The organism is Saccharothrix longispora, assembly GCF_030852425.1.
Classification (GTDB): Bacteria; Actinomycetota; Actinomycetes; order Mycobacteriales; family Pseudonocardiaceae; genus Actinosynnema; species Actinosynnema longispora.
Map to the genome: position 1 here is coordinate 240562 of NZ_NSDM01000001.1, position 14122 is coordinate 254683.

Consider the following 14122-nt stretch of genomic DNA (forward strand, 5'->3'; position numbering starts at 1 on the left):
GCGGTGCAAAACTACCCTGACGCCCCGGTTCGGCGCGTGGGGCCGGCCGGACCTGTGCCCAGTGTGTGACACTGGGCCATTCGGAGCAACCGACCGGCCAAAACGGTCGGCGTACAGTACTCCCCGTGCCGCCGTTGACGAACTCCTCCGCTGTTCAGGCGGATGTCCGCCGGACGAACAAGGGGATCGCCCTCGGTGCCGGCGCCTACTTCATCTGGGGCATGGTGCCCGCCTACTGGCCGATGCTCCAGCCGGCCGGTTCGGTGGAGATCCTGGCGCACCGCATCGCGTGGTCGCTGGTGTTCATGGCGATCATCACGACCGTCCTGCGCGGCTGGGGCGACCTCCGCCGGCTGTCCGCGCGCGGTTGGCTCATGGTCGCCGCCGCGTCCGTGCTGATCGCGGTCAACTGGGGCGTCTACATCCACGCCGTCAACACGCAGCACGTCGTGGAGGCGGCCCTCGGCTACTTCATCAACCCGCTGGTGAGCGTCCTGCTCGGGGTGTTCGTGCTCCGCGAGCGCCTGCGCCTCGCCCAGGGCGCCGCGCTGGTCATCGCGGTCGCCGCCGTGGTCGTGCTGGCGGTGGACTACGGCAGGCTGCCGTGGATCTCGCTGGTGCTGGCGTGCTCGTTCGGCTTCTACGGGCTGCTGAAGAAGACCGTGCCGCTGGACGCGACGACCAGCCTCACCGCGGAGAGCGTGGTGCTCGCCCCGGTCGCCGTCGGCTACCTGCTGCTGCTCGGCGACGCCGGCACGTTCCACGGCGGCGGCTGGTCGCACGCCCTGTGGCTGGCCTCGGCGGGCCTGGTCACCGCGATCCCGCTGGTCATGTTCGGCGCGGGCGCCCGGCTCGTGCCGCTGGTCACGATGGGCATGCTCCAGTACCTGGCGCCCGTGCTCCAGTTCGCCTGGGGCGTGTTCGTGGCGCACGAGCCGATGCCCGCCTCGCGCTGGTTCGGCTTCGCCCTGGTCTGGGCGGCGCTGCTCGTCTTCACCGCGGACGCCCTCCGCGCCAACCGCCGCCGAGCCCCACAGCCCTTTCGGGGCTGACCGCCCCGCCCGAGCCGATCACCGACGCCCCGCCGACCACCACGCGAGGCCGCGTCGGCCTGTCGGGTCGCGTTCCGACAGGCCGACTCCCAGGCGGCCGAGCCGCCGTCTGCGGAGCAGCGGCCAAACTACCTGGTGCGGGTGACCACGTACTCGCTGACCGACTCCAGCGCGTCCCGGGCGGTGCCCCTGGGCAGCACGTGCAGCAGTTCCCGCGCCCGGTCCGCGTACTCGTCGAGCGTCTTGCGCGCCCGCGCCAGCCCGTTGGAGACCCGCAGCAGCTCCAGCGCCTCCAGCACCTCGGCGTCGTCCTCGACGGGGCCGCCGAGCAGCGTCGCCAGCCGCGACCCGGGCTCCTCCTCCAGCGCGTAGAGCATGGGCAGCGTCTTCACGCCCTCGCGCAGGTCGGTGCCGGGCGTCTTGCCCGACTCCTCCGACGGCGAGGCGATGTCGATGACGTCGTCGGAGATCTGGAACGCGGCCCCGATGACCTCGCCGTAGGCGCGCAGCGCCTCGACCTGCTCGGGTGTCACGTCGGAGAACATCGCGCCGAACCGGGCCGCGGTGGCGATCAGCGAACCGGTCTTCTCGGCGATCGTGGTCAGGTAGTGCGCGACCGGGTCCTCGCCCTCGCGGGGCCCCATGGTCTCGCGCATCTGGCCGGTCACCAGCTCGGAGAACGTCTCCGCGATGATCCGGGCCGCCCCGGTGCCGAGGTCCGCCACCAGCGCCGACGCGTGCGCGAAGAGGTAGTCGCCGGTGAGGATGGCGATGCTGTTGTCCCACTTCGCGTTGGCCGACTCCGCGCCGCGGCGCATGGTGGCCTCGTCCATCACGTCGTCGTGGTAGAGGGTGGCGAGGTGGGTGAGTTCCACCACCGCCGCCGCCTTGACCACGTTCACGCGGTCCCAGGTGCTGCCGAACTGCGCGGACAGGATGGTGAACAGCGGGCGGATGCGCTTCCCGCCCGCTTCGACCAGGTGCAGGGACGTCTCCATCACCGGGTGGAACTCGCTCCGCACGACCGCGCGCAGCAGCTCCTCCACCTCGTCGAGGCCGCCCTGAACCAACTCCGCGAGCACGGGGTCCGAAAACCGGAACCCCGTCCCCGCCCGCTCGCTACTGGTCACCCCTCAGAGCCTACGTACCACTAGAAGATGAACGCGCCGGCACCCGCCCATTCGAGGGCGGGAGTCGGGAAGACACCGAGGGCGAGGGTCACCGCGGTGCCCAGGGTGATGGACATCGTGGTGAACGCGCCGGGCACGCTCACCGCGGGGCCGTCGGCCGCCGGCTCGCTGAAGTACATGAGCACGATCACCCTCAGGTAGAAGAACGCCGCGATGGCGCTGGCCACCAGGGCGATCACCACGAGCGGCGTCATACCGGCCTCCACGGCTGCCGCGAACACCACGAACTTGCCGACGAAACCGCTGGTCATCGGCAGGCCGGCCAGGGCGAGCAGCAGGAACGTGAACACGGCCGCGAGCACCGGCGACCGCTTGGCCAGCCCGGCCCACTGGGACAGGTGGGTGGCCTCGCCGTCGGCGTTGCGGACCAGGCTGATGACGCCGAACACGGCGACCGTCGTGAAGCCGTAGGCCAGCAGGTAGAACATCGTGCCCGACAGGCCCTCGGGGTTCAGCGCGATCACGCCGACCAGCAGGAAGCCCGCGTGCGCCACCGACGAGTAGGCGACCATGCGCTTCACGTCGGTCTGGGTGAGGCCGATGATCGCGCCCACGAACATGGAGATGATCGCGACGCCCCACAGGACGCCCTCCCACTCCCAGCTGGAGCCCTCGAACGCGCCGTACAGCACGCGCAGGATGCCGCCGAACGCGGCGACCTTCGTGCAGGCCGCCATGAACGCCGTGACCGGCGTGGGCGCGCCCTGGTACACGTCGGGGGTCCAGGCGTGGAACGGGCCGACCGACCCCTTGAACAGCAGGCCGACGACGAGCAGGCCGAAGCCCGCGTACAGCAGCGTGTCGGACCGGTCGGTGGCGGTGGTGGCGCTCGCGATGTCGGCGAGCTTCACCGAGCCCGCGTAGCCGTAGAGCAGGGCCACGCCGTAGAGGAAGAACGCCGACGCGAACGCGCCCAGCAGGAAGTACTTGACCGCGGCCTCCTGCGAGAGCAGGCGGCGACGGCGGGCCAGGCCGCACATCAGGTACAGCGGCAGCGACAGCACTTCCAGCGCGATGAACATCGTGAGCAGGTCGTTCGCCGCGACGAAGACCATCATGCCGCCGAGCGCGAACAGCGTCAGCGGGAAGACCTCGGTCTGCATGCCGAAGCGGCTCGCCTGCTCCCGGGTCATCACGGCCACCGCCGCGCGCCCGGTCACCTGGACGCCGCCACCCGGTCCACCGGCCGGGCCGCCCGCCGAGCCCTCGGGCACGAACGCGCCGCCGGGCTCGACGGACCGGTCGGCGATGAGCAGCACCGAGGCCAGGCCCAGCATCAGCAGCGTGCCCCACAGGAACACCACCGGCTGGTCCACGGACACGTGGCCGGAGAACGTGGTCACGCCCTGCTCCGGCGTGTCCTCGGCCAGCCCGTAGAGCACCAGCGAGACACCCGCGGCGGCCAGGGTGAGGAGGAGCAGCACCACCTGGCTCGCCCAGCGCTGCGCCTTCGGCAGGAACGCCTCGACCAGCACGCTGAGGCAGGCCGCGCCCAGCACGATCAGCAACGGCGCGACGGCCCCGTAGTCGATCTCCGGGGCTTGCAGCCGCTCCACCTGCGAGAGGAACGTCGTCACGTCACTTGCCTTCCTGCGCGACCGGGTCGGCCACCCCGACCTCGCTGAGCGTCGCCCCGACGGACGGGGTGATCACGTCCAACACCGGCTTCGGGTAGAAGCCGAGCACCAAGATCAGCGCCACGAGCGGTGCGAGCACGGCCAGCTCGCGCTTGTTCAGGTCGGGCACGGAGGCGCGCTCCGGGTCGACCGCCGCACCCGGCCCGCCGGCCAGGTCGACCAGCGCCGTGCCGCGCACCGGGCCCTGGAAGACCCGCTGGTACAGCCACAGCACGTACAGCGCGGCCAGCACCATGCCGACGGTGGCGAGGATCGTGTAGACCGGCTCGTTCGGGTAGGAGCCGATGAGCACCAGGAACTCGGAGACGAACGAGTTGGTGCCGGGCAGCGCCAGCGACGAGAGGCCCGCCACGAAGAACAGGCCGCCGAGGACCGGGGTGAGCTTGGCCATGCCGCCGTAGTCCTCGATCAGGCGGGATCCGCCCCGGGCCATCACCATGCCGACGACCAGGAACAGCATGCCGGTCGAGATGCCGTGGTTGACCATGTAGAGCACCGCGCCCGCGCCGGCCTGCGAGCTGAACGCGAAGATGCCCAGCGCGATGAAGCCGAAGTGCGCGATCGAGGTGTAGGCCACGAACCGCTTCATGTCGGACTGGCCGACGGCGAGCAGCGAGCCGTACAGGATGCCGACCACGGCGAGGACCAGCACGACCGGCGCGAGCTCCTGGCTGGCCGCCGGGAACAGCGGCAGGCAGTAGCGCAGGAAGCCGAACGTGCCGATCTTGTCCAGCACGCCGACCAGCAGCACGCCCGCGCCCACCGGCGCCTCGGCGCCGGCGTCGGGCAGCCACGTGTGCAGCGGGACCAGCGGCGCCTTGATCGCGAACGCGACGAAGAAGCCGAGGAACAGCCAGATCTGCGTGGACAGCGGCAGGTCGCGGGTGACGGTGACCAGGGTCGCCCAGTCGAACGTGCCCTGCCCGATCTTGTCCGCGCTCACCACGTACAGGCCGATCACGGAGGCCAGCATGATGAGGCCGCCGAGCAGCGAGTACAGGAAGAACTTCATGGCCGCGTACTGCCGGTTCGGCCCGCCGAAGCGGCCGATCAGGAAGTACATCGGGACCAGCACGGCCTCGAAGAACACGTAGAACAGGAACACGTCGGTGGCGGCGAACACGCCGATCATGCCGGTCTGCATCGCCAGCAGCAGCGAGAAGAACCCGCCCGCGCTGCGCCCCTCGGGCAGCCGGTCCGCCCACGAGCCGCCGATGACGACCGGCACGAGGAACGCGATCAGCGCGATCATCACCAGCGCGATGCCGTCGATGCCGAACGACAGGTGCACGCCGAGGGAGGGGATCCAGTCCGCCGAGCTGGTCAGCTGGAGCCGGTCCCCGCCCGGGTCGTACGCGGTCCACGCCAGCACCGCGAGCACCAGCTCGCCCAGCGAGAACGCCAGCGCGACCAGCTTGGCGACGCGGTCGTTCCGCCGCAGGAACGCCACCACGACGCTGCCGACCAGCGGCAGCACGAGCAGCGCGATCAGCACCCAGCTCACGAGAACCTCACCATCAGCAGCGCGCCCAGGACGAAGACCGCACCCAGGAGCATGGAGAGCGCGTACGAGCGCACGAACCCGGTCTGCAACCTGCGCAGCCGGCCCGAGCTACCTCCGAGCAGCGCCGCCGACCCGTTGACCAGGCCGTCGACGCCCTTGTTGTCCACGAACACCAGCGCGCGGGTGAGCCAGGTGCCCGGCCGCGCGAACAGCGCCTCGTTGAGCGCGTTGCCGTACAGGTCGTTGCGCGCGGCGCGGACCGGGAACGACACCCGCAGCGGGCGCTCCACCGGCTGCGGCTTGCGGCCGAACAGCAGGTAGGCGGCCAGCACGCCCAACGCGGACAGGCCGAGCACCAGGATGGTGATCTCGGTGTGGCCCAGCACGCCGTGCCGCTCCTGGAGCTCGCCCAGGGACGGCGTGAGCCAGCCCGCGAGGTTGCCGCCGGAGCTGAGGAAGAAGCCCGCGCCGACCGAGCCGACCGCCAGCACGATCATCGGCACCGTCATCGACAGCGGCGACTCGTGCGGGTGGTACTCGCGGCCGTCCGCGGACTTCAGGTCGGCGTACCGGGGCTTGCCGAGGAAGACCAGGATCAGCAGGCGCGTCATGTAGAACGCGGTGATGCCCGCGCCCAGGGCGGCCACGCCGCCGAAGACCCAGCCGCGCCACCCCTCCATGCTGAACGCCGCCGCGATGATGGCGTCCTTGGAGAAGTAGCCGGACAGGAACGGGAAGCCGATCAGGGCCAGGTAGCCGAGCGCCCAGGTGACGAAGGTGATCGGCATCTTCTTCGCCAGGCCGCCCATCCGCCGGATGTCGCCCTCGTCGTTCATGCCGTGCATGACCGAGCCGGCGCCGAGGAAGAGGCCCGCCTTGAAGAAGCCGTGCGTGAGCAGGTGCATGATGCCCAGCGCGTAGCCGATCGGGCCGAGGCCGACGGCGAGGATCATGTAGCCGATCTGGCTGACCGTCGAGTAGGCCAGCACCTTCTTGAAGTCGTCGTAGGCGCAGCCGATGACGCACCCGATCAGCAGCGTCAGCGCGCCGATGACCATGACGACGAGGCGCCCGTCCTCGGACAGGTTGTAGATCGGGTTCGAGCGGGCGATGAGGTACACGCCCGCGGTGACCATCGTCGCCGCGTGGATCAGGGCCGAGACCGGCGTGGGGCCGGCCATGGCGTCGGGGAGCCACGCCTGGAGCGGGAACTGGCCGGACTTGCCGCACGCGCCGAGCAGCAGCAGGAGCGTGATGGCCAGCACCTCGGCCGAGGACAGCTCGCCGACGCGGGCGAACACCTCGGTGTACTGGGTGGTGCCCAGCTCCTTGAACATGATGAAGATGGCGATCGCGAGGCCCAGGTCGCCGACCCGGTTCATCAGGAACGCCTTCTTCGCGGCCGACGCCGCTTCCGGCTTGTGCTGGTACCAGCCGATGAGCAGGTAGGAGGCGAGGCCCACGCCCTCCCAGCCGAAGTACAGGGTCACGAAGCCGTTGCCCAGCACCAGCAGGAGCATCGCGGCGACGAAGAGGTTCAGGTAGGCGAAGAACTTCCGCCGCCCGGCCTCGTGCGCCATGTAGCCGATCGAGTAGATGTGGATCAGCGACCCGACACCGGTGATCAGCAGCACGAACGTCAGCGACAGCGGGTCGAGGCGCAGCCCGAACTCCACGTCCAGCGCGCCCACCGGGATCCAGTCGAACAGGTGCACCTCGGTGCTGCGGTCCTCCGGGCCCCGTCCCAGGACGTCGAAGAACAGCGCCACGCCGTACGCGAACGCGGCGATCACGGTGGCGCTGCCCAGCAGGTGGCCCCACTTGTCCGTGCGCTTGCCACCGACGAGCAGGACCAGCGCGCCGAACGCCGGCAGGGCTAGCAACAACCAGGCGAGACTGCCGATCCCGCTGGCGACAACAGGTTCCGTCACCGGTGACCCCTCAGTACTTCAGCAGGTTGGAGTCGTCGACCGAGGCCGAGCGACGCGTCTTGAAGATCGACATGATGATCGCCAGGCCGACCACGACCTCGGCCGCGGCCACGACCATCACGAAGAACGCCATCACCTGGCCGTCCAGCCCGCCGTTGACGCGGGCGAACGTGACCAGGCTGAGGTTCACCGCGTTGAGCATCAGCTCCACGCACATGAAGACCACGATGGCGTTGCGCCGCACCAGAACGCCGACCGCGCCGAGGCTGAACAGCAGCGCGGACAGCAGCAGGTAGTACGTAGGGGTCACGACGACTCTCCCTTGAGCGCGCGCGCGTCGGGCTCGTGCCCGGTGCCGGACACCTCCGCGACGTCATCGTCGAGACGTTCCCTCGCGGTCGTCTCGATCAGCTCGGACAGGGACTCGGCGGCGACCGAGCCGTCCGGCAGCAGGGCGGGCGTGGCCACCGAGTTGGCGGTGGCGAACACGCCGGGGCCGGGCAGCGAGCCCGGGCGGTCGCCGCGGAAGCGCTCCTCGACCAGTTCGCGCTGGGTCTTCTTCGCCGTGCCCGGGCGGGAGGCGAAGGCCAGCACCATCGCGCCGACCGCCGCCGTGATCAGCAGGGCGGAGGTCAGCTCGAACGGGAACAGGTAGTCGGTGAACAGCGCCTCGCCGATGTTGGCGACGTTCCCGCCGTTCGCGGTGTTCTGCTGGGCCAGGCCGACCGCGTCCACGTCGGTGAGCGCGCGGGCCAGCGAGCCGACCACCAGGGCGGCGAAGCCGACGCCGAGCGCGGTGGCGGCGAGGCGCTGGCCGCGCAGCACCTCGACGACGGAGTCCGAGCTGTCCCGGCCGACCATCATCAGCACGAACAGGAACAGCATCATGATCGCGCCGGTGTAGACGATGATCTGCACGAAGCCGAGGAACGGCGCCTGCTGGACCATGTAGAGCACGCCGAGGCTGAGCATGGTGAGCACGAGCCACAGCGCGGAGTGCACCGCGTTGCGGGCGAACAGCATGCCCAGCGCGCCGGCGAGGGCCAGCGGGCCGAGCACCCAGAACGCGACGGCCTCGCCCGTGGTGACGGTGTCGACCACGCGCTCGACGGCGTCGGGCTGCTGGAGCAGGAACGACGTGAGGCTCACTTCAACGCCTCCTCGGGGCCCGTCTCGACGGTCTGCCCCTCGGGCACGCCGGCCGAGCGGGCCAGCTGCGGGCCGTTGACGTAGTAGTCCTGCTCGTTCTCGCCCAGCCGCATCGGGTGCGGCGGCTGCTCCATGCCGGCCAGCAGGGGCGCGAGCAGGTCCTCCTTGGTGAAGATCAGCTTCTGCCGCGAGTCGTCGGCCAGCTCGTACTCGTTGGTCATCGTGAGCGAGCGGGTCGGGCACGCCTCGATGCACAGGCCGCAGCCGATGCAGCGCAGGTAGTTGATCTGGTAGTCGGCGCCGTAGCGCTCACCCGGGGAGTAGCGCTCCTCCTCGGTGTTGTCGCCGCCCTCGACGAAGATCGCGTCCGCCGGGCACGCCCAGGCGCACAGCTCGCAGCCGACGCACTTCTCCAGCCCGTCCGGGTGCCGGTTGAGCTGGTGCCGGCCGTGGAACCGCGGTGCGGTGACCTTCTTGACCTCGGGGTACTCCTCGGTGACGACCTTCTTGAACATCGTGCCGAAGGTGACGCCGAAGCCCTTGACGGGATCAAAGACGCCCATCGCCGGCCTCCTTTCCCGCCGAGGTGGACGTGACTGCCGCCGGTTCCCGGTCCTGGTCGGCTCCCGGCAGCTCCGCGACCGGCACCTGCCGGCGTGGCGGGGCCTTGGGGACCTGGAGGTCCAGCGGCGGCACCGGGAAGCCGCCGCCGGTGAGCGGGACGGCGTTGGGGTCGTGCGGCTCCCGCTTGTCGGGGAGCAGGAACGCGATCAGCAGCACGATCGCGAGGACCGAGCCGATCACGATCAGCGCGGTGGAGGTGTCGAGCCCGCTGTTGGACTCCCACTCCTGGCGCAGGTAGCGGGCGAAGGCCACCGCGACGAACCAGACCAGGGCGATCGGGACCAGGAACTTCCAGCCCAGCCGCATGAACTGGTCGTAGCGCAGGCGGGGCAGCGTGCCGCGCAGCCAGATGAACAGGAACAGGAAGGCCAGCGTCTTGAGCACGAACCAGAGCAGGCCGAACCAGCCGCTGTTGAGCAGGTGGTCGTCGCCGACGAACGGGAACTTCCAGCCACCCAGGAACAGCGTGGTGGCCAGCGCCGAGACGGTGACCATGTTGACGTACTCGGCGAGGAAGAACAGCGCGAACTTCAGCGAGCTGTACTCGGTGTGGAAGCCGCCGACCAGCTCCGACTCGGCCTCGGGGAGGTCGAACGGCGCGCGGTTGGTCTCGCCGACCATCGACGTGACGTAGATGAGGAAGCTGACCGGCAGCAGGTAGAAGTACCAGCCGGCGGACTGCGACTCGACGATGTCCGAGGTGGACAGCGAGTGCGAGTGCATGACGACCGCGACGATCGACAGGCCCATGGCGATCTCGTAGGAGATCACCTGCGCGGCGGAGCGCAGCGCGGCCAGCAGCGGGTAGGGCGAGCCGGACGACCAGCCGGCCAGCACGATGCCGTACACGCCGAGCGAGGAGCAGGCCAGCACGACCAGCACGCCGACCGGCAGGTCGACCAGCTGGAGGGCGGTGCGCTCGCCGAAGATCGAGACCTCGCCGCCGATCGGGATGACCGAGAAGGCCACGAACGCCGGGATGCAGGAGATGACCGGGGCCAGGAAGTACACCCACTTGTCCGCCAGGACCGGGCGGATGTCCTCCTTGAACGCCAGCTTGAGGCCGTCGGCGAGGGACTGGAGCCAGCCGTTCGGCCCGACCCGGTTGGGACCGGGGCGCTGCTGCATGCGGGCGACGACCTTGCGTTCCCAGTTGATCATGAACAGGGTCATGACGACCAGGAACGCGAAGATCCCCACGACCTTGACGAGGACCAGCCAGAGCGGGTCGTCGGCGATCAGTTCTGCGGTGCTCATGCCTTGCCTCCGGGCGGGGTGATCTTCTCCGCGGTGCCCGTGACGACCGGCGCGACCGCGACCACGGAGCCGTGGCCCGCGACCAGGTTGCGCCGCACGGTGACCGCGCCCGAGTTGCCGGGCAGCCACACGACACCGTCGGGCAGGTCGGCCGCCTCGACCGGCAGCACCACCTCGCCCCGGTCGGTGGAGACGGTGATCTCGCCGCCCAGGTGGACGCCCAGGTGCACGGCGGTGGCCGGGGACAGCTTGGCCACCACCGGGCGCGCGGTGCCCGCCAGGTTCGGCTCGTCGTCCTGGAGCGAGCCGTTGTCCAGCAGGCGGCGCCAGGTGGCGAGGACGGCCTGGCCGTCCTTGGGCTGGGTCAGCAGCGGGGCGGGGACGGTCGGCGCGGCGGCCTGGACCGCCGCGACGCCGAGCCGGGCCAGGTCGGCCGCGGCGGCCGCCGGGGTCTGCGTGAACAGGTCGGCGTCCATCTCCACGGCCAGCGTGTCCAGGACCCGGCTGTCCGGCAGGGTGCCGGTGCCCTCCAGCGTGGTGGCGAACGGGCGGGGGCGGCCCTCCCAGTTGAGGTAGGTACCCGCCTTCTCCACCGCCGGGGCGACCGGGAGCACGACGTCGGCGCGCGCGGTGACCGCGCTGTGCCGCAGCTCCAGGCTGACCACGAACCCGGCGAAGTCGAGTGCGCGCTCGGCCAGCGCCGGGTCCGGCAGGTCGTACGGGTCCACGCCGCCGACGACCAGCGCGTCCAGGCCACCGCTCGCGGCGGCGGTCAGGATGCCCGCGGTGTCGCGGCCGGGCTTCGCGGGCAGCGCGCCCGCCGCCAGCCCCCACGCCGCCTCGACCTCGGCGCGCGCCGCCGCGTCGCCCACCAGGCGACCGCCCGGCAGCAGCGTGGGCAGCAGGCCCGCTTCGAGGGCGCCGCGCTCACCGGCGCGGCGGGGGACCCAGGCGACCTTCGCGCCGGTGCGCTCGGCCAGCGCAGCGACCGCGGAGAACAGGCCCGGGACCTCGGCGGCGCGCTCGCCGACCAGGATCACCGCGCCCGGCTTCGACAGGTCCTCGACCACGTCGGCGGCGTGCTCGGGCAGCGCGTGGAGCGCCGACGGCTCCTGGCCCGGCACGCAGGCGAGCAGCACGCCGTTGGTCTTCTCGACCGCGGGGGTCGTGAACTGGCCGAGGTGGAACACCCTGGTCCGGTTCTTGCGGCCGGCCTTGCGCAGCCGCAGGAAGACGATCGGCGACTCCTCCTCCGGCTCGAACGCGACCAGCAGCGCGGCCGGGGCGGCCTCGATCGTCGCGTAGGTCACGCCGCCGTTGTCCGGGTTCGCGCCCAGCACCGAGGCGGTCAGGAACTCCAGCTCCTCGGCCGAGTGGGCGCGGGCGCGGAAGTCGACGTCGTTGGTGCGCAGCGCGATCCGGGCGAACTTCGAGTACGCGTAGGCGTCCTCGACGGTGAGCCGGCCGCCGGCCAGCACGCCGACGCCCTTGCCGTCGCGGGCCTTCGCCAGGCCCTCGGCCGCGTGCTGGAGCGCCTCGGTCCACGACGTCTCGCGCAGCTCGCCGGTGGCCGCGTCGCGCACCAGCGGGCGGCGGATGCGGTCGGCGGCCGTGGCGTAGCGGAACGCGAAGCGGCCCTTGTCGCAGGTCCACTCCTCGTTGACCTCGGGCGCGTCGCCGGCCAACCGGCGCTGCACCTTGCCGCGCCGCCAGTCGGACCGCGTGGAGCAGCCCGACGCGCAGTGCTCGCACACGCCCGGCGTGGACACCAGGTCGAACGGGCGGGCGCGGAACCGGTACGCGGCGCTGGTCAGCGCGCCCACCGGGCAGATCTGGATGGTGTTGCCGGAGAAGTAGGACTGGAACGGCTTCTCCTGCGCCACGCCGATCTGCTGCTGCGAACCGCGCTCCAGCAGCTCGATGAACGGGTCGCCCGCGATCTGCGCGGAGAACCGCGTGCAGCGCTGGCACAGCACGCACCGCTCCCGGTCCAGCAGCACCTGCGTGGAGATCGGGATCGGCTTCGGGAACGTCCGCTTGTGCTCGTGGAAGCGGGAGTCCGCGCGGCCGTGCGCCAGCGCCTGGTTCTGCAGCGGGCACTCGCCGCCCTTGTCGCAGATCGGGCAGTCCAGCGGGTGGTTGATGAGCAGCAGCTCCATCACGCCCTGCTGCGCCTTGTCCGCCACCGGCGAGGTCAGCTGCGTCTTGACGACCATGCCGTCGGCGACCGTCATCGTGCAGCTGGCCTGCGGCTTCGGCATCGCCCGGCCGCCCATCTCGACCTCGACCAGGCACTGCCGGCAGGCGCCCGCGGGCTCCAGCAGCGGGTGGTCGCAGAAGCGCGGGATGACGGTGCCGAGCCGTTCCGCGGTGCGGATCAGCAGCTCGCCCTTCGGCGCGACGACCTCGACGCCGTCGATGACGAGCTTGACGTGGCCCTCGGGGACCACCAGCTCCGTGCTCTTGTCAGGCGCGATGGTCATGCGCTGGCTCCTGCCAGGACGGTACCTGCTCGGTTCTTGGCCGAGTTCTGGTCGCACAGGGCCAGGAACTCGTCCTTGAAGTACTTGATGCCGCTGGTGATGGGGCTGACCGCGCCGTCGCCGAGGGCGCAGAACGAGCGGCCCAGGATGTTGTCGCAGACGTCCAGCAGCGTGTCGATGTCACTGGCCGTGCCGTTGCCCGCCACCATCCGCTGGAGGATCTGGACGAGCCAGTAGGTGCCCTCGCGGCACGGCGTGCACTTGCCGCACGACTCGTGCTTGTAGAACTCGGTCCACTTCATGACCGCCCACGGCACGGACACCGTCTCGTTGAAGATCTGGAGCGCGGTGGTGCCCAGCATCGAGCCGGCCTCGGCCGCGCCCTCGAAGTCCAGCGGCACGTCCAGGTGCTCGGTCGTGAACAGCGGGGTCGACGATCCGCCCGGCGTCCAGAACTTCAGCGGGATGCCGTCCTTCATGCCGCCCGCCATGTCCAGCAGCTCGCGCAGCGTGACGCCCATCGGGGCCTCGTACTGGCCGGGGCGCTCGACGTGCCCGGACAGGGAGAAGATCTTCGGGCCCGGCGACCGCTCGCGGCCCATGGTGCGGAACCAGTCCGCCCCGCCGTTGACGATGTACGGGACGCTGGCGATCGTCTCGACGTTGTTCACCACGGTCGGCGAGGCGTACAGGCCCGAGGTCGCCGGGAACGGCGGCTTGAGCCGCGGCTGGCCGCGACGGCCTTCCAGCGAGTCGAGCAGCGCCGTCTCCTCGCCGCAGATGTACGCGCCGGCGCCGGCGTGCACGACCAGGTCGAGGTCGAAGCCCGAGCCGAGGATGTCCTTGCCCAGGTACCCGGCCTCGTAGGCCTCGCGCACGGCGGCGTGCAGCCGGCGGATCACGTGCAGCACCTCGCCGCGCACGTAGATCGCGGCGAAGTTCGCCCGGATCGCGTACGAGGTGATGATGATGCCCTCGATCAGCGAGTGCGGGTCCGCCATCATCAGCGGGATGTCCTTGCAGGTGCCCGGCTCGCCCTCGTCGGCGTTGATGACGAGGTAGTGCGGCTTGCCGTCGTTCTGCGGGATGAAGCCCCACTTCATGCCGGTGGGGAAGCCCGCGCCGCCGCGCCCGCGCAGCCCGGAGTCCTTGCACTGCTGGATCAGCTGGTCCGGGTGGGCGGTGAGCGCCTTGCGCAGCGCCGTGTACCCCTCCAGCTGCTCGTAGGTCTTCAGCGTCCAGGAGCGCGGCGACAGCCAGCGCTTGGTCAGGACGGGAGTCAAGGAATCAACCAC

The 14122-nt window shown here is 70.8% G+C and carries 11 protein-coding genes; 1 reads left to right on the plus strand and 10 read right to left on the minus strand.

The window, feature by feature from the left end; all coding sequences use genetic code 11:
* Window positions 1-125 precede the first annotated feature (125 nt).
* Window positions 126-1052, plus strand: a complete 927-nt coding sequence (gene rarD / locus CKY47_RS01255) for an EamA family transporter RarD (RefSeq protein ID WP_306743707.1) — start codon at window positions 126-128, stop codon at window positions 1050-1052.
* A gap of 128 nt (window positions 1053-1180) precedes the next feature.
* On the opposite strand, the gene CKY47_RS01260 is transcribed toward rarD, so the two are convergent.
* The 10 genes from CKY47_RS01260 to nuoF are packed head-to-tail and all read right to left on the minus strand — an operon-like array spanning window position 1181 to window position 14122.
* Complete coding sequence (locus tag CKY47_RS01260; protein WP_371320595.1) at window positions 1181-2182, minus strand: polyprenyl synthetase family protein; 1002 nt, start codon at window positions 2180-2182, stop codon at window positions 1181-1183.
* Window positions 2183-2202: 20 nt separating this feature from the next.
* A complete protein-coding gene (gene nuoN, locus CKY47_RS01265; protein ID WP_371320614.1) occupies window positions 2203-3798 on the minus strand; it encodes an NADH-quinone oxidoreductase subunit NuoN in 1596 nt (531 codons plus the stop codon).
* 22 nt (window positions 3799-3820) lie between these two features.
* Complete coding sequence (locus CKY47_RS01270; protein ID WP_306743709.1) at window positions 3821-5383, minus strand: NADH-quinone oxidoreductase subunit M; 1563 nt, start codon at window positions 5381-5383, stop codon at window positions 3821-3823.
* Window positions 5380-7314 (minus strand): NADH-quinone oxidoreductase subunit L, encoded by a 1935-nt coding sequence (gene nuoL, locus CKY47_RS01275; RefSeq protein WP_306743710.1) that lies wholly within the window; start codon window positions 7312-7314, stop codon window positions 5380-5382. Before nuoL ends, CKY47_RS01270 begins: the two co-directional genes overlap by 4 nt.
* 10 nt (window positions 7315-7324) lie before the next feature.
* Window positions 7325-7624 carry an NADH-quinone oxidoreductase subunit NuoK gene (gene nuoK, locus CKY47_RS01280; RefSeq protein WP_306743711.1) on the minus strand — a complete coding sequence of 100 codons (300 nt, stop codon included), beginning with the start codon at window positions 7622-7624 and terminating at the stop codon, window positions 7325-7327.
* Complete coding sequence (locus tag CKY47_RS01285; RefSeq protein WP_306743712.1) at window positions 7621-8463, minus strand: NADH-quinone oxidoreductase subunit J; 843 nt, start codon at window positions 8461-8463, stop codon at window positions 7621-7623. The genes nuoK and CKY47_RS01285 overlap by 4 nt, the downstream gene beginning before the upstream one ends.
* A complete protein-coding gene (gene nuoI, locus CKY47_RS01290) occupies window positions 8460-9026 on the minus strand; it encodes an NADH-quinone oxidoreductase subunit NuoI (protein ID WP_306743713.1) in 567 nt (188 codons plus the stop codon). The genes CKY47_RS01285 and nuoI overlap by 4 nt, the downstream gene beginning before the upstream one ends.
* Window positions 9013-10344: an NADH-quinone oxidoreductase subunit NuoH gene (nuoH, locus tag CKY47_RS01295; RefSeq protein ID WP_306743714.1), complete on the minus strand. Its 1332-nt coding sequence runs from the start codon at window positions 10342-10344 to the stop codon at window positions 9013-9015. Before nuoH ends, nuoI begins: the two co-directional genes overlap by 14 nt.
* Window positions 10341-12827: an NADH-quinone oxidoreductase subunit G gene (locus CKY47_RS01300; protein WP_306743715.1), complete on the minus strand. Its 2487-nt coding sequence runs from the start codon at window positions 12825-12827 to the stop codon at window positions 10341-10343. The genes nuoH and CKY47_RS01300 overlap by 4 nt, the downstream gene beginning before the upstream one ends.
* Complete coding sequence (gene nuoF / locus CKY47_RS01305; protein WP_306743716.1) at window positions 12824-14122, minus strand: NADH-quinone oxidoreductase subunit NuoF; 1299 nt, start codon at window positions 14120-14122, stop codon at window positions 12824-12826. Before nuoF ends, CKY47_RS01300 begins: the two co-directional genes overlap by 4 nt.

Excerpts from the sequence above, each read along its gene's own strand:
- nuoH (WP_306743714.1), bottom strand. The coding sequence starts at position 10,344 with ATGAGCACCGCAGAACTGATCGCCGACGACCCGCTCTGGCTGGTCCTC.
- CKY47_RS01300 (WP_306743715.1), bottom strand. The coding sequence starts at position 12,827 with ATGACCATCGCGCCTGACAAGAGCACGGAGCTGGTGGTCCCCGAGGGC.
- nuoI (WP_306743713.1), bottom strand. The coding sequence starts at position 9,026 with ATGGGCGTCTTTGATCCCGTCAAGGGCTTCGGCGTCACCTTCGGCACG.